The sequence below is a fragment of the Streptomyces sp. NPDC111520 genome (assembly GCF_055635295.1).
Window position 1 is genome coordinate 277,488 of record NZ_JBVKBW010000007.1, and the last position, 20,407, is coordinate 297,894.

Here is a 20,407-nt window from a genome sequence, read left to right on the forward strand (position 1 = left end):
GCCGCCTCCTCGCCTGGATCGGTCACGCGGCCACCTGGCCGGTGCCGTGGGCCGTGATGCCCTTGGTCGAGGCGATCACATCACGCAGCTTCTTGGCCAGCGCCTCGTAGAACATGCTGAGCGGGAATTCGTCCGGCAGCACGTCGTCCACGAGCTTGCGCGGCGGCTGGTCGAGGTCGAGGGCCTCGGGCCCCTTGGCCCAGACCGAACCGGGGTGCGGCGAGAGGTAGTCCGCGACGAGACCGTATGCGGCGAACCAGTGCACGAGCTTGGGGCGGTCGATGCCGTCCCGGTACAGCTTCTCGATCTCGCCGCAGAGCTGGGTGGTCACCTGCGGGGCGCGCTGCCAGTCGATGTGGAGCTTGTTGTCCGTCCAGCGTACGGCGTCGTGCTTGTGCAGGTAGGCGAAGAGCAGCTGGCCGCCGAGACCGTCGTAGTTGCGGACGCGGTCGCCGGTGACCGGGAAGCGGAAGAGGCGGTCGAAGAGGATCGCGTACTGGACGTAGCGGCCCATGCCGTGGCCCTCGGCCTCCAGCTTCACGGCCTCCTTGAAGGTCGTGAGGTCGCAGCGCAGCTCCTCCAGGCCGTACATCCAGAACGGCTGCCGCTGCTTGATCATGAAGGGGTCGAAGGGCAGGTCGCCGTGGCTGTGGGTGCGGTCGTGGATCATGTCCCAGAGCACGAAGGTCTGCTGGCTGAGGTCCTGGTCGCCGAGGAGTTCGGCGGCGTCCTCGGGGAGCTCGAGGCCGAGGGTGTCCACGGCGGCACGGCTCACCGCGCGGAAGCGGGCGGCCTCGCGATCGCAGAAGATGCCGCCCCAGGTGAAGCGCTCGGGCGCCTCGCGGACGGCGACGGTCTCGGGGAAGAGCACGGCGGAGTTCGTGTCGTACCCGGGGGTGAAGTCCTCGAACGTGATCGGCACGAAGAGGGGGTTGTCGTAGCGGGTGCGCTCCAGCTCCGACAGCCACTGCGGCCACACGACGCGCAGCGCGACGGCCTCGAGGTTGCGGTCCGGGTTGCCGTTCTGCGTGTACATCGGGAACACCACGAGGTGCTCCAGGCCGTCCTGGCGGTCGGCCGCCGGGTGGAAGGCCAGCAGCGAGTCGAGGAAGTCGGGCACCGCGAACCCGCCCTCGGCCCAGCGGCGCAGGTCCACGACCAGGGCCTCGTGGTAGGCCTTGTCGTGCGGCACGAGCGGGGAGAGGTCCTCGACGGCGCTGATCACCCGGTGCAGGGCGCTCTCGGCGGCGGCGGGCTCGGGCGCGCCCTCCGCGGAGAAGTCGATCGAGCCGTCCTTGCTCTGCCAGGGGCGGATCTCCTCCACCGCCTGCTTCAGGACCGCCCAGGCCGGGTGCCGGACAATGCCGCCGCCGGACACACCGGCCTCGCTGGTGGCTGCGCTGTCCATCGATGCCGCGACCGGCGACAGAATTTCCGTCATGACCCCTCCTTCGCTGAAGAACCTGTTGTCAGCTCACCGTATATACGGCAGCTTCTCCCGTTCAAGTGGAGGCGGAGGAGATTCTTCCGCCGACACGGCCCCGGACCGTGGATCTTCCTGTGGGCGGCCGCGCCGTTCATCCCGCGTTCGGCCTTGCGCCGCAAGGGACCGCTAGGCTGCCGGGTAGTCCGTCGATCACCCGCAGCACCCAGCACGGAAGCGGTTCCCCTTGAGCTTTCTCACCGTCGGCCACCGCGGTGTCATGGGCGTCGAGCCCGAGAACACCCTCCGCTCCTTCGTCCGCGCCGAGCGTGAGGACCTGGACCAGATCGAGCTCGACCTGCACCTGAGCAAGGACGGCGCCCTGATCGTCATGCACGACGTGAAGGTCGACCGCACCACGGACGGGGCGGGGCTGATCGGCGACCTCACCCTGGACGAGCTGCGCGAGCTCGACGCGGGCCACGGCGAGCGGGTCCCGGTGTTCGAGGAGGTGCTGGACGCGGTCACCAAGCCGATCCAGGCCGAGATCAAGGACGTCGCGGCGGCCCGCGTCCTGGCCGGCGTGATGCGCGAGCGCGACCTGGTCGAGCGCGTCGACGTGCTGTCCTTCCACGACGAGGCACTCGCCGAGATCCGCGAGCTGGTGCCCGACGTGCGCACCGTGCTGGTCGCCCAGGGCCCGATGGGCTCGGAGATCGTCACCCGGGCCCAGGCGGTCGGGGCGCGGCTCGTCAGCCTGAGCCTGCGGCGGATCAGCCTGGCGCTGGTGCAGGAGTGCCGGCGCGCGGGGATCTCGGTGATCGCGTGGACGGTGAACACCCCGGCCGACCTCGCGCTGGCACGGGCCCTCGGCCTGGACGGCGTCGTCACCGACATGCCGGCGGTCAAGCGCGCGGTCGAGGGCGGCCTCACCGACTGGTGACCCGCCCCGGCGGGCGAAGCGCGCCGGGACGGGGCGCCGGGCTCAGCCGAGCTTCTTGACCAGCAGCTCGAAGGCGAGGTCGTCGCGGGTGGGCAGCCCGAAGCGCGCGTCGCCGTACGGGAAGGGGCTGGTGCGGCCGGTCCGCGCGTAGCCCCGGCGCACGTACCAGGCGATCAGGTCGGCGCGCTGCGTGATCACCGTCATGTGCATCTCGTCCGCCGCCCACTCCTCGCGGGCCAGCCGCTCCGCCTCGGCGAGCACCAGCTTGCCCATGCCGCCGCCCTGCAGGGCCGGACGCACGGCGAACATCCCGAAGTAGGCGTGCCCGTCGCGGTTCTCCAGCTGGCAGCACGCGACGACGGCGCCGTCGGACTCGACCGCGAGGATCAGGCTGTGCTCGCCGTCGATGACGGCCGCCACGCCCTCGGGGTCGGTGCGCTGCCCCTCGAGCAGATCCGCCTCCGTCGTCCACCCGGCGCGGCTGGACTCCCCGCGGTACGCCGACTCGATCAGCGCGACGAGCGCCGGGACGTCCTCACGGGTGGCGGTACGGAAGACGGGGCGGGCGACGGGCTGCGCGGTCTCCATGACGGGGGGCGTCCTCTCTGCGGCGGCGGCTCGTCCCGAGGCTAGCCGGTCGTATCGGGGGACGGCACGAAACCCCTGGCCCGCACATGGCGCAGGAACTCCTCCGGCGGCGCGCACCCGCGCCGGCGCACCCACTGCTCCCAGGCCAGGTCCCACGCCCAGGTGCCGTCGGTGGCCCGTCCCGGGCGGACGTACTCGTACGGCCCCTCCGCCAGTGGATCCGGGGCGTGGCTCGCCGCGATGACCAGGATCCGGCCCGCGGCGAGCTAGTCCGCGAGGGGTTCGCGCAGCTCCTCCGGCAGGCTCCCCGGGACGAGACGCACCTGGCGGCCCCTGCCGCGGCCGACGCGGGACGGAGCGGCGGTGAAGACGGGGTGGCCCTGGGCGGCCGGGTCGGCCGGCCGGCGGCGGCCGGGCGCGGTGCGCACGTAGCGCTCCTCGCCCGTGGGCTCCCCCGCCTCCAGGGTGACGGCGAATCCGCCCGCCCTCAGCCGTGCGGCCAGAAGCGCCGTCTCCGGCCCCGTTCCCCGCTCCCCCTCCGCCGCGAGCGCGCGCAGCCGCCCGCGGACTTCGGCGAGCGGCAGGCCGAACACCTCGCGCAGCGTCTTGAGCGCCCGCGCGCCCGCCGCGCCGGGCGGCGGCTCGGCGCGCAGCACCACCGGGCCGTGCGCGGCGATCAGGGCGGCGCTGACGTGCTCGGGGACCTCGTCGCGACCGCACTCCACCTCGCCGGAACCGCACGCCTCGCAGGTACCCTCCACGCTCCAGTGAAGGGCGCCGTCGATGACGATCACACCTGCGTGGTGGCCGGCCTCGGCGCCGCAGCCGGTGCAGGTCTTGAACAGCGGGGCGATCGCGCCCGGGCCGTGGTCCATGCGGCGCAGCCTCCCCCGGCGGAAGGCGCCGTGTCAGCCGGTTTTCCCGGCGGCGCATGGGTAGCTTCGGGCCCGTGACGAACGTACTGAGCAGCAGGATCCTGCTCCGGCCGACCGATCTCCCCAGGTCCCGTGCCTTCTACCGGGACGACCTGGGGCTCGCGGTCTACCGCGAGTTCGGGCCCTGGGAGGAGCGCGGCACCGTCTTCTTCCTGGGCGGGGGCTTCCTCGAGGTCTCGGGGCACGCCGATGAACCACCCGCTCCGGGGCTCCAGTTGTGGCTCCAGGTCGAGGACGTGGCGGAGTGCCACCGGCGGTTCGCCGGGCGCGGGGTCCGCATCGTGCGCAAGCCCGTCCAGGAGCCCTGGGGGCTGGTGGAGATGTGGATCGAGGATCCCGACGGCGTACGGATCTGCGTGGTCGAGGTCCCCGCCGACCATCCGCTGCGCTACCGGCCGTAGGCCCGCGCGGTCACGAGCCGGACCGGGCCGTGCGGCGCGGCGTCCGCGCACCGGCCCCGGTCACGCGGCCACGCCGGTCTCGGCACAGGCGGCCGCGAAGCGGCGGACGCCCTCGGCGATCTCCTCGGTGCCGCGGGTGTCGGCGAAGCTGAGGCGGACGTAGGGCGCCGGCGCCTCGGCGGCGAAGTAGGGGCGGCCGGGGGCGACGGCGGTGCCGGCCCGCAGCGAGGCGGCGGCCAGCGCGGACTCGTCCGTGCCGTCCGGGAGCCGGAGCCAGAGCTGGTAGCCGCCGACGGGGACGCGGACGGCGGCCGCGAGCGCCGGCAGGTCACGGTGGAGGGCGGCGAGCATGGCGTCCCGGCGCTCGCGAAGCCCTGCGGAGACAGCCCGGAGGTGCCGGGGCCAGGCGGGGGCGCCGACGAGTTCGAGGGTGGCCTCCTGGAGGGGGCGCGGCACGAAGAAGCTGTCGACGACTTGGATGGCGCGCAGCCGCTCCATGACCGGGCCGCGGGCGACGAGCGCGCCGACGCGCAGGCTGGGCGAGGTGGGCTTGGTCAGCGAGGTGACGTGGACGACGGTGCCGTACGGGTCGTCGGCGACCAGGGGCGGCGGGGCTTCGGCGCCGTGGCCCAGGCGCCGGGCGAAGTCGTCCTCGACCAGGAAGGCCCCGGCGGCGTGGGCGATCTCGGTGATCCGCCGGCGGCGGTCCGCGGCGAGGACGGCCCCGGTGGGGTTCTGGAAGAGCGGCTGGCAGAAGAAGACCCGGGCGCCGGTGGCGGCGAAGGCGTCGGCGAGCAGGTCGGGGCGCACGCCGTCGTCGTCCATGGGGACGGGGACGGGACGCAGCCCGGCCGCGCGGGCGACGGCCATGGCGCCGGGGTACGTCGGCGACTCGACCAGCACCGGCGAACCGGGTGGGGCGAGCGCCCGCAGGGCGGTGGTGAGCGCTGCCTGGCCGCCCGCGGTGACCAGGACGTTGGCGGGGCCGAGCGTGCCGCCGGGGCCGCCCGCCTCGCGCGCGAACCAGGCCCGCAGCGCCGTCAGCCCCTCCAGCGGCGGCATGTCCCAGGCGCCGGGGCGGCGGGCGGCGCGGGCGAGCGCGGCGCCGAGTGCCTGTCCGGGCTGGAGCGAGGGGTGCAGGTAGCCGCCGTTGAAGGCGATGACCCCGGGCGGCGGGACGGCGAGGCTGGCGGTCACGCCGGAGGCGTCGACGACCCTGGGGGCGGGTTCGCCGTGCTGCTCCTCGACGGTGAGGGCCATCTGCTGCCAGGAGGTGTCGACGGCGCGGGGCCCGCCCTCGGCACGGTGGGCACGGTAGGCGCCGGCACCGGGGCGGGTGACCACCAGGCCCTCGGCGGCGAGGGCGGCCAGGGCGCGGGAGACCGTGACGGGGCTGACGCCGAAGCGCTCGACGAGGACACGGCTCGAGGGCAGCTTCTCACCGAGCGAGTAGCGCTGGAGCTCGTTCCGCAGGGTGTCCGCGAGGTTTCCGGAACTGCTACCGTCATTCATGACAGCACAGAATAGCGCTACCGCGGCCCCGTCGATAGCGGTCGGGAGCCGTGCACGGGGCACCGCCCTCGCCGGGCTGGGGGTCGCCGCCTTCTCCCTGACGTTCCCCGCGACGCACTGGGCCCTCACCGGACTCGGCCCCTGGACGGCCACGACCGTCCGGGGCGTGCTGGCGGCGGCCGTGGCGGGCGTCTGCCTCACGGTCGCGCGGGTGCCGCGGCCCGACCGCGGGCACTGGGTGGGGCTCGGGATCGTGGCGCTCGGCGTCGTCCTGGGTTTCCCCCTGCTGACCACCCTGGCGCTGCGCACCACCGACACCTCGCACGCCGCCGTCGTCGTGGGCGCGTTGCCGCTGGTCACCGCCGTCCTGGCCGCCGTACGCGTCGGGACCCGCCCGTCACGGCTGTTCTGGTCGGCCGCGGTCGCGGGCGGGGCGATCGTCGTGGGCTTCGCCCTGTGGCAGGGCGGCGGCGCCCCGACGAGGGGCGACCTCTTCCTCTTCGCGTCGCTGCTGGTCTGCGCGGCCGGTTACGTCGAGGGCGGGCGGCTGGCCTCGGTCATGCCGGGCTGGCAGGTCATCGGGTGGGCGCTGGTCGGTGCGCTGCCCCTGACGGTGCCGGCGGCGGGGGTCGCGCTCGCGCTCGAACCCGTGCACCTGGGCGGGCAGGCGGTGGCGGGGCTGCTCTGGGTCTCGGTGGTGTCCCAGTTCCTCGGGCTGATGGTCTGGTACCGGGGCATGGCCGTCGTCGGTGTGGCGCGCGCCAGCCAGTTGCAGCTCGCACAGCCGTTGCTGACGCTGGTGTGGGCGGCCGCGCTGCTCGGCGAGGACCTGGGCGCGCTGACCGCGCCCGCGGCGGTGGCGGTCCTGGTGTGCGTGGCCGTCACCCAGAGGGCCCGCAGCTGAGACGGCGGCGGGCCGTGCCGCGCTCCCCCGGTACGCCCGTGCGCTGGAGTGTGCGCCGCCGGCGGCGGGCATCCTCCGCGAAGGAGCCGAAGGAGGGCCGCTCATGCACGGACCGCCGCTGGTGGCCTGGCTGCTCGTGGCGCTCGGCGCCGCCACGGGGGCGTACTGCCTGTTCCGCACGCGTCGGGGCTGCCCCGGCACCGGGCCCGACGTACGCCGGACGGCGCGCGCGGAGGCGCTGATGGGGCTGGGCATGGCCGTGATGGCGGTGCCGGTGTCGGTCCTCGATCCGCCGCGGTGGGCCGCGGCGGCCTTCGGCCTGGTCTTCGGGGCCGCCGCGGTGCGCGCGCTGCTGCTGGCGCGGCACGACCCGCACCATCTGCACCACGCGGTGGGTGCGGGGGCGATGGTCTACATGGCGGTGGCCATGGCCGAGGCGGGCGCCGCGGGTGCCGCCGGGGGCGCGGCCCACGCCGGTCACACCCCGGCGGGCACGCCCGCGGCGACCGGGCTGCTGCTGGCCTACTTCGCGGTGTACGTCCTGGCGGCGGGCGTCCGCCTGGTCTCGGTCCCAGCCGCCGTGACCGCGGCCGGTCCGGCGCCCGCGGGTGGCGTCGTCCCGGTGGCGCACGCGCCCGAACTGACGTCGGCGTGCCGCGTGTCCATGGCGATCGGGATGTTCGCCATGCTCCTCACGCTGTGACGGCAGTGAGGCGCGTCACTTTCCCGCCGGAGAACGTACCCGTGCGCAGCGGCACCCTCATAGTCTGGCGGCATGACCGTCCCGCTCGCGCTGCTCCTGCTCGGTGCGGTGGCGGCCGCCATGGCCCCGCGCCTGCTCACCCGCGCCGTCTGGCCCGAGCGGGAACCGGTGCTGGCCCTGTGGGTGTGGCAGTGCGTGGTCGGCGCGGTCCTGCTGTGCCTGTTCCTGGCCATGGCCCTCAGCGCCTCCGCCACCTGGTCCTCGCTGCGCGAGGGGTTGTTCGCCTTCGCCCCCCATGACGTCGTCGAGGCCTACGAGCTGCCCGGCTACGGCCCCTGGGCGGGTTACCTGGCGGTGCTGCTGGCCTGCGGGGGCGCCTGGACGGCGGCCATGCTGGCCCGCGAGATCCGCGGGGCCCGGGCCCGGCAGCGGGCGCGCCGCACCGAACTGCGGGCCCGCTCGCCCCGGCTGCCCGGTGAGGCCGCCGCGCCGGACGAGCGGCTGGTCGTCCTGGAGGGCGAGCGTCCGGACGCCTGGTGGCTGACCGGTCCCCGGCCGCAGCTGGTCATCACCACGGCCGCGCTGCGGCGGCTGAAGGGCCGTCAGCTCGATTCCGTCCTCGCCCACGAGCAGGGCCACGCGCGGGCCAGGCACGACGTCCTGCTGCACTGCGCCGGGGCGCTCGCCTCGGGCTTCCCGCAGGTGCCGGTCTTCGCCGGGTTCCGCGACCAGGTGCACCGGCTCGTCGAGCTGGCCGCCGACGACATCGCCTCACGCCGCTTCGGGCGGCTCACCACGGCCCTGGCCCTGGTCGAACTCAACGAGGACCGCGGCGTGTTCGGCCCCTGCCCTACGCCGGACGCGCAGGTCCCGGTCCGCGTCAACCGGCTGCTGGACCCCGCGCCCCGCCTCACCCGCCTCGGCCGCGCCCATGCCTCGGCGTGCGCGCTGCTGATTCCCGTCGTGCCGTTGCTCGTGGCCTTCGGCCCCGGAATCGGGGCGCTCACGTAGCCTCGGCTGCATGCACGCCCCTCCCGCACCTTCCGATGTCCGGGACCCCGACAGTGCCCCGCGCACCGCGTGCCTGAGCCAGTGCGCGGCGGTCTCCGCCGCCTTCCTGCTGCTGCTCGGGCTCGTCGCGGCGCGCTGGGGGCCGCTGCTGGCCGCCGACCGCGCCGCCGTCGTGGACCTGCACGCCGTCGCCGTACGGCACTCCGGCTGGACCCGGCTCAACCGCGTCCTCACCGACTGGGTCTGGGACCCGCTGACGATGCGTCTGCTGCTGCTCGCGGCCGTGGCGTGGCTGGTCGTACGGCGCGAGAACCGCCAGGCCCTGTGGCTGGTGGTGGCCGGCACCCTCGGCTGGGTGCTCCAGCAGGCCGCCAAGGCCCTCCTCGGGCGGGAACGCCCGCGGTGGCCCGACCCCGTCGACTCGGCCGCCTTCGCGGCGTTCCCCTCCGGCCACGCGACGACCGCCGCGCTCGTCTGCGGCGCGCTGCTGTGGCTGCTGCTGCTCCGCGTGCCGGCCCGTTCCCCCTGGTGCGTCGCCGCCTGCGCCGTCGCCTTCGTGTCGGTCGCCGGTGTCGGCTTCACCCGCGTCTACCTCGGCGTCCACTGGCCTTCCGACGTCCTGGGGGGCTGGCTGCTCGCGGCGGCCGTGCTCACGGGTACGGCCGCGCTCTGCGAACCGTGGCGCACGGGCTCCTCGGAGCAGGGCCGTACGTCCTCGTGACCCCGCCGGTCAGGGCCGGGAGTCGTGCAGGTTCAGGGGAGATCGGGGCCGCCCGCCGACTGCCCTCCCGAGCTGCCGGTACCGGCTGGTATCCATGGTCGGCATGGACACCGAACACGCCTCCCCCGAGGACCTCGCCGCGCTCCGCGCGGCCTTCGACGTGGACGACGGCGGTGAGTCGGCGCTCGGATGGGAGGCCGTCCACGCCTTCGAGGCGCGGCACGGGGTGGTCCTGCCCGAGCCCTACCGGACGTTCGTCGCCGAGATCACCGACGGCTCCTTCCAGGGGCCTCCCGACTTCGGGCTCGTGGGGTTGGAGGAATTGCCGGACGACTGGGGCGACGAGCGTCCCGAGCGCGACCTCGGCCGGCCCTTCCCCCTGACGTCGGCGTGGCTCTGGGAGGACGACGACCGGCCCGAGGAGGAACTCGCGCCGCTCCGCTCCCAGGTGTTCGACCACGGCTCGGTCGTGCTGGGCACGGACGGCTGCGGCATGTACTGGCACCTGGTCGTCACCGGACCTCAGCGCGGCCGCGTGTGGAACATCACCGGCGAGGGCGCCTGCCCGTTCGACGCGGGGTTCGCGGGGTGGGTCGGGCACTGGGCGGCCGGCAGGCCCTGGTTCGACGCCTCCTGACCGGGGCCCGGCCGGCGCCGGGTCCGGGTGTTGACCGGGAAGCCGGGGCGGGGAGGATGGCGGGCATGACCATCAAGGGATGCATGTTCGACTTCTCCGGGACGCTGCTGCGGGCCGAGTCCGCCCGCAGCTGGCTGGGCGCCGTTCTGGAGCGGATGGGGATCACCCCCGGCGAGGAGGAGTTGGCGGCGTACGCGGAACGGCTGGAGCGGGCCGGAGGGCTTCCTGGTGGGGCGGCACCCGAGCGGGTGCCGGCCCGGCTGGAGCGGCTGTACCGGGAACGGGACCTGTCGGCGGAGCACCACCGTGCGGCGTTCACCGCGCTGGCGCGGGAGGTGGAGCTGCCGTGGGGCGACGTCCACGCGGCGCTGTACGACCGGCACATGGAGCCCGCCGCCTGGTCGCCGTACCCGGACACGGTCGAGGTGCTCGAGGAACTGCGGCGCCGGGGCGTGCCGGTGGCGGTGGTGAGCAACATCGGGTGGGACCTGCGGCCGGTGTTCCGGGCGCACGGTCTGGAGGGGCTGGTGGACGTCTTCGTGCTGAGCTTCGAACACGGCGTCCAGAAGCCGGATCCGCGGCTGTTCCGCGTCGCGTGCGAGGGACTGGGGCTGCCGCCGGAGCGGGTCGTGATGGTCGGGGACGACCGGCGGGCGGACGGCGGGGCGGCGGCGCTGGGCTGCACGTTGCACCTGGTGGACCACCTGCCGGTGGAACAGCGGCCGTCGGGGCTGCTGCCGGTGCTGGACCTGACCGCGTGACGGGTTCCTGACCGGTGGCGAGGATCTGAGGGCGCCCGGGCGACCGGCTCGGAGGTGCGGTACCCGGCGGTCCCCCGCGCCGCCGGGTACGTGCACCTCACCCCCGTGGACCCGCGTGAGCATGCCACTCACCGCGGGCCGGCCCTGAGTATATTGGCTCCGAGCCAGTCAACGCAGGAGTAAAGCATGTCCCCTCGGCGACCGTCGGTCAATGAAGCGATGCGCCGGCGTTCTCGGGAGCGTCTGCTGCAGGCGACCGTCGAACTGGTGGAGGAGAACGGCTTCGAGGCCACGACCCTCGGGGACATCGCCGACCGCGCGGGTTCGGCACGCGGTCTGGTGTCGTACTACTTCCCCGGCAAGCGGTTGCTGCTGCAGTCGGCCGCGCACCGTCTGATGCACACCGAACTGGCCGCCGCCCTCGGGCGGGAACCGGCCCCCTCCGACGGCCGCGAGGTGCTGGCCCGGGCGATCGACGCCGTCCTGGGGCTGCCCGTGCACCACCCGGTCGTCATGCGGGCGCACATGGCCGGCATCCTCCAGACCGCGGGGTTCAGCGAGTGCGAGGAGCGGCAGCGCCTGGCCGAACTGCTGCTCGGCGCCATCACGGCATGGGGTTCGCAGGACCCCGAGCAGGACTACCGGATGCTGCGGGCGCAGCTCATGGGCGGGGTGTTCGCCCAGTTGATCCCGGGCGCGGCGATGCCGCTGGCGCGGCTGCGGGCCGAGATGTTCCAGCGGTACGGACTGTCCTGGGAACTCGGCGTTCCGCCGGGCGACCTGCCGCCCGGCGGAACGCCGCTGCCCGGGACCGCTCAGCGGTAGTCGGGCTGGGTCTGGACGTTGAGCTCGGCGATCCGGACGCCGCGGGCGCTGTCGGTGCGCCGGTCGGAGATCCGGAGCACGTCGAAGCCCTTGGCGATGTCGTTCGAGTAGATGTATCCGTTGTAGTAGTAGGCGCTCCAGGAGCCGCCCAGGGTCAGGGTGTCGGTCGAGATGGGCCCGCGCTCGAAGTAGCCGATCTCCTTGGGACGCGAGGAGTCGGTGAAGTCCCACACGGAGACGCCGCCCTGGTACCAGGCCTGGACCATGATGTCGCGGCCCTTGGCGGGGATGAGCGATCCGTTGTGGGCGACGCAGTTCTCGGTGTCGGCCTGGTGGCGCGGGATCTTGTAGTAGTTGCGGAAGACGAGTTCGGACTTGCCGTGCTTGCGGACGATGTCGTAGATGCCGTCGGCGCCTCGATTCGGTCCGATCGCGGCGTTGCACTCGGCGCCGCCGCCACCGCCGAGCTCGTCGGTGAAGACGACCTTGGTGCCGCGCTCGTTGAAGGTGGCCGAGTGCCAGAACGAGAAGTTGACGTTGTCCTGGACCCGGTCGAGGACCTTCGGCCGCTCGGGGTTGGAGATGTCCATCAGGATGCCGTCGCCCATGCAGGCACCGGCGGCGAGCTTCATCTTCGGGAACGCGGTGATGTCGTGGCAGCCGGTGGTCTCACTGACCCGCGCCTGGGTGTCGGTGGGCGGGACGCCCGGGTTGCCGCCGTCGGGGAAGAGGACGGGGAAGGCCGTGACGGCCGCCTTCTCCGGGTGGCTGCGCGGGATCTTCACGACGGAGATGCCGTCGTGCGGGGGCTGGCAGTCCGGGAAGCTCGCGCTGGGCGAGTAGGAGGACACGTAGACGAACAGGTCGCGCTTTTCCGGTACAAGGGTGTGGGTGTGGGAGCCGCAGGCGGTCTCCACGGCGGCGACGTAGCGCGGGTTGGCCTTGTCGCTGATGTCGAAGACCTTGACGCCCTCCCAGGAGGACTTCTCGGCGGCGGACTGGCTCGTGCTCGCGCAGGTGTTGTCGGAGCGCGAGGAGTCGGTGGACAGGACCAGCAGGTTCCCGGAGACCGAGATGTCGTTCTGGGATCCGGGGCACAGCACCTGGCTGACCATCTTGGGGCTGGTGGGACGGCTGATGTCCCAGATGACGAAGCCGTCGTAGTTGCCGGCGAAGGCGTATCTCCCCTGGAACGCCAGGTCGGTGTTGAATCCCCCGAGCGACTGCTTGGGTATGTTGACCAGGTGCTCGACGTTGGCGCTCGTCACGACCTCGTCGACACCCGGGATGCTCCCGTCGGCCGTGGCGGGGGCCGGGGCCGCCAGTCCGAGCAGCGCGACGGCTGCGGCCGCCAGGGCCACCAGTCGTCCGGGGCGAGCGAGGGCTGTACGTAAGCGCTTCACCGCGTTCCTCCCTTGAGTCCGTTCGCGATTGAACTTCATGCGGACCCCGGCAGTATGGCCCTTCTCATGCGCGCGTCAAAAGATGACAATGCACTGGTGTTTTCTTCGTATCGCGTTGCGACGCTGCCCGCGCTGGCCCTCGCCGCCGCCTTAACCCTCGCCCTGACCAGCTGCGACGGCGGTTCCGGAGGCGATTCCGCGTCCGCCGCGTCCTCGGTCATCGCACCGGGAGCACCGGGTGAGAAGGCCACCACCCTGTCCCGGGACGAGGCGGCCGAGGCCCTGCCCGACGACTCACCGAACGCGGCGGACCTCACCTACGTGACGAACATGGTCGCCCACCACCAGCAGGCGCTTGTCATGACGGCCCTCGCCGGCACCCACGCCTCGGACAAGCGGGTCCGCGCACTCGCCGGACGCATCGACGCCGCACAGGGCCCGGAGATCGACGTCATGGAGGCCTGGCTCAAGACCAACGGCGGCTCCCATGGCGCCGCCCACGACCACGACCACTCCTCGATGCCCGGGATGGCCACCGCGGCGCAACTGGCGGCGCTGCGCGCGGCGCGCGGCGCGGAGTTCGACCGGCAGTTCCTGCACCTGATGATCACCCACCACCGCGGAGCGGTGACGATGGCCACCGACGAGCTCACCCACGGCCGCAACGTCCAGGTCGGCGAGTGGGCGAACGACGTGATCGCCCAGCAGAGCGCCGAGATCGCCCGGATGCAGGCCATGGGCTGACATCCCCGGCCGCGACACGCGCCGGTGCCCTCCCCCCGGTGGTCCCTCGGTGCGATGCTGGACGTGGCCGCCCGTCCCGCCCGTTCCGGGCGGCGCACGGGCCGCCGAGGTGAACCCAACCCTCGCCGAAGGGGAGGCGCCCGTGCTGCGTGTGGCAGTGGTCGGATCAGGTCCCAGCGGGGTGTACACGGCCGAGGCGCTGACCCGCCAGGAGTCGGTGCCGGACGTCGCCGTCGACGTGCTCGACCGGCTGCCCTGCCCGTACGGGCTGGTCCGGTACGGGGTGGCCCCCGACCACGAGAAGATCAAGTCCCTGCAGGGCACGCTGCGGCGCGTCCTGGAGGACCCCCGGATCCGTTTCCTGGGCAATGTGACGGTCGGCGGTCCCGGGCTGTCCCCGCGGGCGCTGCTGGGGCTGTACCAGGCGGTCGTGTACTGCGTCGGCGCCGCGACCGACCGCCGCCTGGGGGTGCCCGGCGAGGACCTGCCCGGCAGCTGCGCGGCCACGCACTTCGTCTCCTGGTACAGCGCCCACCCCGACGAGGCTCCCGGCACCTTCCCCCTGCACGCCCGCTCCGCCGCCGTGATCGGGGTCGGCAACGTGGCCGTCGACGTGGCACGCGTCCTGGCCCGGGGCGCCGGGGAGCTGCGCCGCACCGATGTGCCCGAGGAAGTGCTGCGGGCCCTGGCGGACAGCCGGGTCACGGACGTCCACATGGTGGGGCGCCGCGGGCCCTCGCAGGCGAAGTTCACCACCAAGGAGCTGCGCGAGCTCGGCGACCTGCCCGACGCGGACGTCGTCGTCCGGCCCTCGGAACTGGCGCTCGACCCCGCGTACACCGACCCGCAGGGGCTCGTCCCGGTCGCCCGGCGCAACGTGGAGGTGCTGCGCGGCTGGGCCGCCCGGCCGCCGGCGGGCCGGCGGCGCCGCATCAATCTGCGCTTCTTCCTGCGGCCGGTGGCCGTGCTCGGTGCGGACGCGGTGACCGGGGTGCGGTTCGAGCGGACCGCGCCGGACGGACAGGGCGGGGTGCGCGGCACCGGCGTCCTGGAGGACATCGAGGCCGGGCTCGTGCTGCGGTCGGTCGGTTACCGCGGCGTCCCCCTGGAGGGGCTGCCGTTCGACGACCGGCTCGGCATCGTCCCCAACGAGGAGGGGCGTGTGCTGCGCGACGGCGCGCCCTCACCGGGCGAGTACGTCGCCGGGTGGATCAAGCGCGGGCCGACCGGGGTGATCGGCACCAACCGCCCCTGCGCCAAGCAGACGGCGGCCGCCCTGGTCGCCGACGCGCCTGAGCTGCTGGCCAGGCACACCGCGGCCGCCGATCCGCTGGAAGGGCTGCGCGCGCTCGGCCAGGACCCGGTGGAGTGGACCGGGTGGGAGGCCATCGAGGCCGCCGAAGCGGCGCTGGGCCGGTCGCTGGACCGCACGACGGTGAAGATCCACGACTGGCAAGGGCTGTTGGCGGCCGCCCGCCCCACGGGGTGAGGCCGCGGGACAGTCCCCCCGGCAGCACCAGGTCCCGGGCAGCCGCTTCGTCCTGCCACCGCACACCCGCGCCGCGTTCGAGGAGCCGCCTGTGGCGACGCCGCCGCACCGTTCCGCCGTCCATCCCGTCGACGAGGTCCTCCCCGCCGTCCAGCTGGGGGCGTTCGGGCTGCAGCATGTGCTGGCGATGTACGCCGGGGCGGTGGCCGTGCCGCTCATCGTCGGCGGCGCACTGGGGCTGTCGCCCGCCGACCTCGCCTACCTGATCACGGCGGACCTGCTGGTGTGCGGCATCGCCACACTGCTGCAGTGCGTGGGATGGTGGCGGTTCGGCGTCCGGTTGCCCATCATGCAGGGCTGCACCTTTGCGGCGGTCTCACCCATGGTGCTGATCGGCCAGCACGGCGGACTCCCCGCGATCTACGGCGCCGTCATCGCCTCGGGAGTGGCGATGGTCGTACTGGCACCGGTCTTCGGACGGCTGCTGCGGTTCTTCCCCCCGCTGGTGACGGGCACCGTGATCCTGGTCATCGGGCTCAGCCTGCTGCCGGTCGCCGGCAACTGGGCCGCGGGAGGGGCGGGGTCGGCCGGCTTCGGGGCGCCGCGGAACATCGGCCTCGCGGCGGCGGTGCTGGTGGTCGTCCTGCTGGTGCAGCGCTTCGCGCCCCCCGTCGTCGCGCGCGTCGCGGTCCTGGCGGGCATCGTGGTGGGCACCCTCGCGTCCGTGCCGCTGGGCTTCACCGACTTCGGCGCGGTCGGCGACGCCGGCTGGCTCGGGATCAGCACGCCGTTCCACTTCGGCACGCCCCACTTCCAGGGCGCGGCAATCGTCTCCATGCTCGTGGTGGCCCTGGTGACGATGACCGAGACGACCGGGGACATCATCGCCGTGGGCGAGCTGACGGGCCGCCATGTGGAGCCGCGGCGGCTCGCCGACGGGCTGCGCGCGGACGGCGTCTCGACCGTGCTCGGCGGGGTGTTCAACACCTTCCCGTACACCGCCTACGCACAGAACGTGGGCCTCGTGGGGATGACCGGGGTGCGCAGCCGCTGGGTGGTGGCGACCGCGGGCGGCATCCTCGTGTTCCTGGGGCTGCTGCCCAAGCTGGGCGCGGTGGTCGCGGCGATCCCGGCGCCCGTGCTGGGCGGGGCGGGCCTCGTGATGTTCGGGATGGTGGCGGCGAGCGGGGTACGGACCCTGTCGACCGTCGACTTCCACGGCAACGGCAACCTGACCGTGGTGGCCGTGTCGGTCGCCGTGGGACTGCTGCCGGTGGGCGTGCCGCATGTGTACGACGCCTTCCCCGACTGGTTCCAGACGGTGATGGACAGCGGCATCAGCGCGGGGTGCATCACCGCGATCGCGCTGAACCTGCTCTTCAACCACCTGCCCGGCGGTTCCGGTTCGGGCGCCGAGGAGGCCGGGCTCCACCGGGGCTGACGGCACGCCGGTCCGGCCCCGCCGCCGAGCTGTCCACGCGCGGGGCCCCTCGTCCCGCGGTCCGGGGCGGGACCCGTCGCCGGGGCGAACGCGCGCCGCGACCCCCCGTTGTCGGTGGGGCAGTGCAGAATCTGTGATGCAGGACACATTCCCGTAGCTCGGAGATGGTGCGTCATGGACGACGTCGTACTCGCGATCGGCACGCGCAAGGGCCTGTTCCTCGGACGGCGGACAGCCGCCGGGGGGTGGGAGCTGACCGGCCCGCACTTCCCGATGCAGGCGGTGTACTCGGTGGGCATCGACACCCGCCGGGCGGTTCCCCGGCTGCTGGTCGGCGCGGACAGCTCGCACTGGGGGCCGTCGGTGTTCCGCTCCGACGACCTCGGGCGCAGCTGGGAGGAGCCGGCCCGGCCCGCGGTGAGCTTCCCCAAAGACACGGACACCTCGCTGGAGCGCGTCTGGCAGATCCAGCCCGCCGGGACCGACGCCCCGGACCTGGTGTGGGCGGGCACGCAACCGGGCGCGCTCTTCCGTTCCGACGACGGCGGCGTGACCTTCGAGTTCGTGCGGAGCCTGTGGGAGCACCCCCAGCGGGAGCTGTGGGGCGCCGGGTTCGGCGGGCAGGCGGTGCACACGGTCGTCACCGATCCGCGTGACGCCGACGCCGTGATCGCGGCCGTCTCCTCCGGCGGGGTCTACCGCTCCGGCGACGGCGGCGCGAGCTGGGAGGCGTCCAACACCGGGCTCAAGGCGGAGTTCCTGCCGGACCCGTACCCGGAGTTCGGCCAGTGCGTGCACAAGATCGCCCGGGACGCGGTGGACCCGGACCGGCTCTACCTGCAGAACCACGGCGGGGTCTACCGCAGTGACGACGCCGGCGCGTCGTGGACGGAGATCGGCAAGGGCCTGCCCGCGGACTTCGGCTTCGCCGTCGCCGTCCACCCCCGCCGCGGCGGCGTCGCCTACGTCTCGCCGGTCAACGACGGCAGCGACCGCTACCAGCCCGACTACCGCTGCCGCGTCTACCGCACCGAGGACGCCGGCGCCTCGTGGACGGCCCTGTCCGCCGGCCTGCCCACGGACGAGCACTACGGCGTGGTCCTGCGCGACGGACTGCGCACCGACGACGCCGACCCGGCCGGCGTGTACTTCGGCAACCGCAACGGCGAGGTCTACGCCAGCGCCGACGAGGGCGACACCTGGCGGCTCGTGGCCTCGCACCTGCCGGATGTGCTGTGCGTCCGGGCGGCTGTGGTCTGACTGTCGGTGTGAGCCACTAGAGTGACTCACCGTGGCTGCAAGACCGTTGAACGAAATCGTCGAAGAAGGCTGGGCCAAGGCGCTGGAGCCGGTCGCGGGGAGGATCGCCGCGATGGGCGACTTCCTCCGCGCCGAGATCGCCGCGGGCCGCACCTACGTGCCGTCGGGGGCGAACGTGCTGCGCGCGTTCCAGCAGCCCTTCGACGACGTCCGGGTGCTGATCGTGGGCCAGGACCCGTATCCCACCCCGGGGCACGCCGTCGGGCTGTCGTTCTCGGTGGCCCCGGAGGTGCGACCGCTCCCCGGCAGCCTGCAGAACATCTACCGGGAGCTGAACACCGACCTCGGCCTCCCCCAGCCTTCCAACGGGGACCTGACCCCCTGGACCCGGCAGGGCGTCCTGCTGCTCAACAGGGCGCTCACCACCGCGCCGCGCAAGCCCGGGGGGCACCGCGGCAAGGGCTGGGAGGAGGTCACCGAACAGGCCATGCGGGCGCTCGTCGCGCGAGGCAAGCCGCTGGTCTCGATCCTGTGGGGCTCCGACGCGCGCAAGCTGCGCCCGCTGCTGGGGAACCTGCCGGCCGTCGAGTCCGCCCACCCCTCCCCCATGTCGGCCGACCGCGGCTTCTTCGGCTCGCGTCCGTTCAGCCGGGCCAACGACCTGCTGGCGCGGCAGGGCGCGGAACCGGTGGACTGGCGGCTGCCCTGACGGGGGCAGCCGTTACCCTGCCCGGGTGACGACGCATTCGAACACCCCGGCGGGCTGGTATCCGGACCCGCACGGCACGCAGAACCTGCTGCGCTACTGGGACGGCTCCCAGTGGACGGAGCACACCCACGCGGGCGGGGCGCAGGTCCCGCCGCAGCCCAAGGACAACCCCTGGGAGCTGGGCGTCGACGGGGGTCCCGACCCCGCGCGCATCCAGCGCCAGGTGCATCAGCAGGCGGGCGTCGCCCCCACCGGCCCCGGTGGGGGGACGCTCTTCAGCGAGCCCGTCCTGGTGGTCAACCAGAAGGCCAAGCTCATCGAGCTGAACAACGAGTACAGCGTCTTCGACCAGCACGGGCGCCAGCTCGGCTCGGTGCTCCAGGTCGGTCAGAGCACCGCGCGCAAGGTGCTGCGCTTCGTCTCGAGCGTCGACCAGTTCCTGTCGGTGCGCCTGGAGGTCCGTGACCCGCACGGGCAGCCCCTGTTGCTGCTGACCCGGCCGGCGAAGTTCATCAAGTCCAAGGTGATCGTGCAGCGCGCCGACGGCACGACCCTCGGCGAGATCGTGCAGCAGAACGCCATCGGGAAGATCAACTTCTCCTTCGAGGTGAACGGCCAGAAGATCGGCGCGATCAAGGCCGAGAACTGGCGGGCCTGGAACTTCGCGATCGTCGACCACACCGACACCGAGGTCGCCCGGATCACCAAGACCTGGGAGGGCCTGGCGAAGACGATGTTCACCACGGCCGACAACTACGTGCTGCAGATCCACCGGCAACTGGCGGACCCCCTGCTGAGCATGGTCGTCGCCTCCGCGCTCACCGTGGACACCGCCCTCAAGCAGGACTCGCGCGGACTCGGCTGATCGTGGGACGCATACGGTGCCGGGTCGAGCGGACCCGGCACCGTATCGGGACAGAACCGGACAGGTAACCCCTGCGACGGACCCGCCCGAACAACAGAGCGCGCAAAGGCACTAGCATGCCTCGCCATGAGCACTGCCGAAGGCCCCGCACCCGGCCTGCCCGTTCGAATGCCCCGCCCCCGCCAGCCCGGGCGGCACCGGCGGCCGGAGCCGCTGACCACGCCTGAGGGTGCACCCGCGCTGGTCCTCGCCGTGCCCGGCACTCCCTCCCCCGCGATACGCAGTCTCGCGGAGGAGATCGTCAGCATCGCCCGCATCGAGCTCTCCGGGCTCGACCCGCGCATCGGCTACGTCGACGGCGACGGCGAGGAGTACCCGACCCTGGAGTCGGTGCTGGCCCAGGCCGCGACCGAGCGCGGCGACCAGACGCCCGCGGCCGTCGTGGTGCCGCTGCTGGCCGGTCCCGAGGCCTCGGTGATGCGCCGGCTGCGCCAGGCGGTGGCGGACAGCCGTTCCGCGGCGGAGGTCACCGACGTGCTCGGCCCCCACCCGCTGCTGGCCGAGGCGCTGCACGTGCGCCTCTCCGAGGCAGGCCTGGCCCGCGCCGACCGCGCCCGCCTGTTCACGGTGGCCACGGCCGCCGACGGCATCATCCTGGCCACCGTCGGTGGCGAGGAGGCCGTCCAGGCCGCCGGGGTGACCGGTCTGCTGCTGGCCGCGCGCCTCGCGGTGCCGGTGCTGGCCGCCGCGCTGGACATCGAGGAGTCGGTCGCCGGGGCCGCGGAGCAGCTGCGTTCCTCCGGCTCGACCACGCTGGCGCTCGCGCCGTACGTGATCGGTCCTGAGGTCGCCCCCGAGGTGCTGCACGACGCCGCCAAGGAGGCCGACTGCTCCGCGGCCGACGCGCTGGGTCCCTACCCGGCCATCGGCAAGCTGGTCGTCGCCACGTACACCGCGGCCCTGGGCATCCCCCAGCCGTCGCAGGGCGCTTCGCTGGGCTGAACCGGCGGGACCTCGACGACGGCGTGGGGGGAGGGGCCCCGTTGTACGAAAAGGGGGGGGAACCACCCCGCGGTTCCCCCAACGGGGACGCCGCAGCGAAAAAACCATAAAAAAACACCCCCACCACCCA

The 20,407-nt window shown here is 73.6% G+C and carries 21 protein-coding genes; 16 read left to right on the plus strand and 5 right to left on the minus strand.

Features of this window, described 5'->3' with window-relative positions; translation table 11 throughout:
* Positions 1 to 22: 22 nt before the first annotated feature.
* Positions 23 to 1,441 (minus strand): DUF6421 family protein, encoded by a 1,419-nt coding sequence (locus ACZ7MY_RS18865; protein WP_499603078.1) that lies wholly within the window; start codon positions 1,439 to 1,441, stop codon positions 23 to 25.
* Between the two features lie 229 nt (positions 1,442 to 1,670).
* Here ACZ7MY_RS18865 and ACZ7MY_RS18870 point away from each other — a divergent pair, with 229 nt between their 5' ends.
* Positions 1,671 to 2,366 (plus strand): glycerophosphodiester phosphodiesterase, encoded by a 696-nt coding sequence (locus ACZ7MY_RS18870; protein ID WP_499603079.1) that lies wholly within the window; start codon positions 1,671 to 1,673, stop codon positions 2,364 to 2,366.
* A gap of 42 nt (positions 2,367 to 2,408) precedes the next feature.
* Here the strand turns inward: ACZ7MY_RS18870 and ACZ7MY_RS18875 are convergent, their stop codons facing one another.
* On the minus strand, positions 2,409 to 2,954 hold the full coding sequence (locus ACZ7MY_RS18875) for a GNAT family N-acetyltransferase (protein ID WP_499603080.1): 546 nt from the start codon (positions 2,952 to 2,954) through the stop codon (positions 2,409 to 2,411).
* A 266-nt stretch (positions 2,955 to 3,220) separates the two neighbouring features.
* Positions 3,221 to 3,829, minus strand: coding sequence for a hypothetical protein (locus ACZ7MY_RS18880; protein WP_499603081.1), 609 nt, complete (start codon positions 3,827 to 3,829; stop codon positions 3,221 to 3,223).
* Positions 3,830 to 3,903: 74 nt separating this feature from the next.
* Here ACZ7MY_RS18880 and ACZ7MY_RS18885 point away from each other — a divergent pair, with 74 nt between their 5' ends.
* On the plus strand, positions 3,904 to 4,290 hold the full coding sequence (locus ACZ7MY_RS18885; RefSeq protein ID WP_499603082.1) for a VOC family protein: 387 nt from the start codon (positions 3,904 to 3,906) through the stop codon (positions 4,288 to 4,290).
* Between the two features lie 60 nt (positions 4,291 to 4,350).
* On the opposite strand, the gene ACZ7MY_RS18890 is transcribed toward ACZ7MY_RS18885, so the two are convergent.
* Positions 4,351 to 5,802: an aminotransferase-like domain-containing protein gene (locus ACZ7MY_RS18890; protein WP_499603083.1), complete on the minus strand. Its 1,452-nt coding sequence runs from the start codon at positions 5,800 to 5,802 to the stop codon at positions 4,351 to 4,353.
* On the opposite strand from ACZ7MY_RS18890, the gene ACZ7MY_RS18895 reads away from it, so the two are divergent.
* The 7 genes from ACZ7MY_RS18895 to ACZ7MY_RS18925 all read left to right on the plus strand — a co-directional run bounded on the left by ACZ7MY_RS18895 (position 5,801) and on the right by ACZ7MY_RS18925 (position 11,364).
* Complete coding sequence (locus tag ACZ7MY_RS18895) at positions 5,801 to 6,706, plus strand: DMT family transporter (protein WP_499603084.1); 906 nt, start codon at positions 5,801 to 5,803, stop codon at positions 6,704 to 6,706. The two genes, ACZ7MY_RS18890 and ACZ7MY_RS18895, sit on opposite strands and share 2 nt — an antisense overlap.
* A gap of 103 nt (positions 6,707 to 6,809) precedes the next feature.
* Positions 6,810 to 7,409 (plus strand): DUF5134 domain-containing protein, encoded by a 600-nt coding sequence (locus tag ACZ7MY_RS18900; RefSeq protein WP_499603085.1) that lies wholly within the window; start codon positions 6,810 to 6,812, stop codon positions 7,407 to 7,409.
* A 72-nt stretch (positions 7,410 to 7,481) separates the two neighbouring features.
* A complete protein-coding gene (locus ACZ7MY_RS18905; protein ID WP_499603086.1) occupies positions 7,482 to 8,420 on the plus strand; it encodes a M56 family metallopeptidase in 939 nt (312 codons plus the stop codon).
* 10 nt (positions 8,421 to 8,430) lie between these two features.
* Entirely contained in the window at positions 8,431 to 9,141 is a 711-nt protein-coding gene (locus ACZ7MY_RS18910) for a phosphatase PAP2 family protein (protein ID WP_499603087.1), read from the plus strand.
* A gap of 103 nt (positions 9,142 to 9,244) precedes the next feature.
* A complete protein-coding gene (locus ACZ7MY_RS18915; protein WP_499603088.1) occupies positions 9,245 to 9,778 on the plus strand; it encodes an SMI1/KNR4 family protein in 534 nt (177 codons plus the stop codon).
* 65 nt (positions 9,779 to 9,843) lie between these two features.
* A complete protein-coding gene (locus ACZ7MY_RS18920; RefSeq protein WP_499603089.1) occupies positions 9,844 to 10,539 on the plus strand; it encodes an HAD family hydrolase in 696 nt (231 codons plus the stop codon).
* Between the two features lie 186 nt (positions 10,540 to 10,725).
* Positions 10,726 to 11,364 carry a TetR/AcrR family transcriptional regulator gene (locus ACZ7MY_RS18925; RefSeq protein WP_499603090.1) on the plus strand — a complete coding sequence of 213 codons (639 nt, stop codon included), beginning with the start codon at positions 10,726 to 10,728 and terminating at the stop codon, positions 11,362 to 11,364.
* Here ACZ7MY_RS18925 and ACZ7MY_RS18930 read toward each other — a convergent pair.
* A complete protein-coding gene (locus ACZ7MY_RS18930; RefSeq protein WP_499603091.1) occupies positions 11,355 to 12,806 on the minus strand; it encodes an LVIVD repeat-containing protein in 1,452 nt (483 codons plus the stop codon). The genes ACZ7MY_RS18925 and ACZ7MY_RS18930 overlap by 10 nt on opposite strands.
* Before the next feature lie 27 nt (positions 12,807 to 12,833).
* Between ACZ7MY_RS18930 and ACZ7MY_RS18935 the strand changes: the two genes are divergently transcribed.
* The 7 genes from ACZ7MY_RS18935 to ACZ7MY_RS18965 all read left to right on the plus strand — a co-directional run bounded on the left by ACZ7MY_RS18935 (position 12,834) and on the right by ACZ7MY_RS18965 (position 20,277).
* Entirely contained in the window at positions 12,834 to 13,511 is a 678-nt protein-coding gene (locus ACZ7MY_RS18935; RefSeq protein ID WP_499603092.1) for a DUF305 domain-containing protein, read from the plus strand.
* Between the two features lie 142 nt (positions 13,512 to 13,653).
* Positions 13,654 to 15,000 carry an FAD-dependent oxidoreductase gene (locus tag ACZ7MY_RS18940; protein ID WP_499603093.1) on the plus strand — a complete coding sequence of 449 codons (1,347 nt, stop codon included), beginning with the start codon at positions 13,654 to 13,656 and terminating at the stop codon, positions 14,998 to 15,000.
* A 91-nt stretch (positions 15,001 to 15,091) separates the two neighbouring features.
* Positions 15,092 to 16,441: a nucleobase:cation symporter-2 family protein gene (locus ACZ7MY_RS18945; protein WP_499603094.1), complete on the plus strand. Its 1,350-nt coding sequence runs from the start codon at positions 15,092 to 15,094 to the stop codon at positions 16,439 to 16,441.
* Between the two features lie 174 nt (positions 16,442 to 16,615).
* Positions 16,616 to 17,701 carry a WD40/YVTN/BNR-like repeat-containing protein gene (locus tag ACZ7MY_RS18950; protein ID WP_499603095.1) on the plus strand — a complete coding sequence of 362 codons (1,086 nt, stop codon included), beginning with the start codon at positions 16,616 to 16,618 and terminating at the stop codon, positions 17,699 to 17,701.
* 31 nt (positions 17,702 to 17,732) lie between these two features.
* Positions 17,733 to 18,410, plus strand: coding sequence for a uracil-DNA glycosylase (locus ACZ7MY_RS18955; RefSeq protein ID WP_499603096.1), 678 nt, complete (start codon positions 17,733 to 17,735; stop codon positions 18,408 to 18,410).
* Positions 18,411 to 18,435: 25 nt separating this feature from the next.
* Positions 18,436 to 19,275, plus strand: a complete 840-nt coding sequence (locus tag ACZ7MY_RS18960; RefSeq protein ID WP_499603097.1) for an LURP-one-related family protein — start codon at positions 18,436 to 18,438, stop codon at positions 19,273 to 19,275.
* Between the two features lie 126 nt (positions 19,276 to 19,401).
* Positions 19,402 to 20,277, plus strand: a complete 876-nt coding sequence (locus tag ACZ7MY_RS18965; RefSeq protein ID WP_499603098.1) for a sirohydrochlorin chelatase — start codon at positions 19,402 to 19,404, stop codon at positions 20,275 to 20,277.
* Positions 20,278 to 20,407: the final 130 nt, after the last annotated feature.

Bases quoted from the DNA above. Each gene is read 5' to 3' on its own strand.
- ACZ7MY_RS18880 (WP_499603081.1), bottom strand. From the start codon at position 3,829: ATGGACCACGGCCCGGGCGCGATCGCCCCGCTGTTCAAGACCTGCACC.
- ACZ7MY_RS18905 (WP_499603086.1), top strand. From the start codon at position 7,482: ATGACCGTCCCGCTCGCGCTGCTCCTGCTCGGTGCGGTGGCGGCCGCC.
- ACZ7MY_RS18875 (WP_499603080.1), bottom strand. From the start codon at position 2,954: ATGGAGACCGCGCAGCCCGTCGCCCGCCCCGTCTTCCGTACCGCCACC.
- ACZ7MY_RS18890 (WP_499603083.1), bottom strand. From the start codon at position 5,802: ATGAATGACGGTAGCAGTTCCGGAAACCTCGCGGACACCCTGCGGAAC.
- ACZ7MY_RS18965 (WP_499603098.1), top strand. From the start codon at position 19,402: ATGAGCACTGCCGAAGGCCCCGCACCCGGCCTGCCCGTTCGAATGCCC.
- ACZ7MY_RS18915 (WP_499603088.1), top strand. From the start codon at position 9,245: ATGGACACCGAACACGCCTCCCCCGAGGACCTCGCCGCGCTCCGCGCG.
- ACZ7MY_RS18910 (WP_499603087.1), top strand. From the start codon at position 8,431: ATGCACGCCCCTCCCGCACCTTCCGATGTCCGGGACCCCGACAGTGCC.
- ACZ7MY_RS18895 (WP_499603084.1), top strand. From the start codon at position 5,801: ATGACAGCACAGAATAGCGCTACCGCGGCCCCGTCGATAGCGGTCGGG.
- ACZ7MY_RS18935 (WP_499603092.1), top strand. From the start codon at position 12,834: ATGCGCGCGTCAAAAGATGACAATGCACTGGTGTTTTCTTCGTATCGC.
- ACZ7MY_RS18920 (WP_499603089.1), top strand. From the start codon at position 9,844: ATGACCATCAAGGGATGCATGTTCGACTTCTCCGGGACGCTGCTGCGG.
- ACZ7MY_RS18950 (WP_499603095.1), top strand. From the start codon at position 16,616: ATGGACGACGTCGTACTCGCGATCGGCACGCGCAAGGGCCTGTTCCTC.
- ACZ7MY_RS18865 (WP_499603078.1), bottom strand. From the start codon at position 1,441: ATGACGGAAATTCTGTCGCCGGTCGCGGCATCGATGGACAGCGCAGCC.
- ACZ7MY_RS18930 (WP_499603091.1), bottom strand. From the start codon at position 12,806: ATGAAGTTCAATCGCGAACGGACTCAAGGGAGGAACGCGGTGAAGCGC.
- ACZ7MY_RS18900 (WP_499603085.1), top strand. From the start codon at position 6,810: ATGCACGGACCGCCGCTGGTGGCCTGGCTGCTCGTGGCGCTCGGCGCC.
- ACZ7MY_RS18925 (WP_499603090.1), top strand. From the start codon at position 10,726: ATGTCCCCTCGGCGACCGTCGGTCAATGAAGCGATGCGCCGGCGTTCT.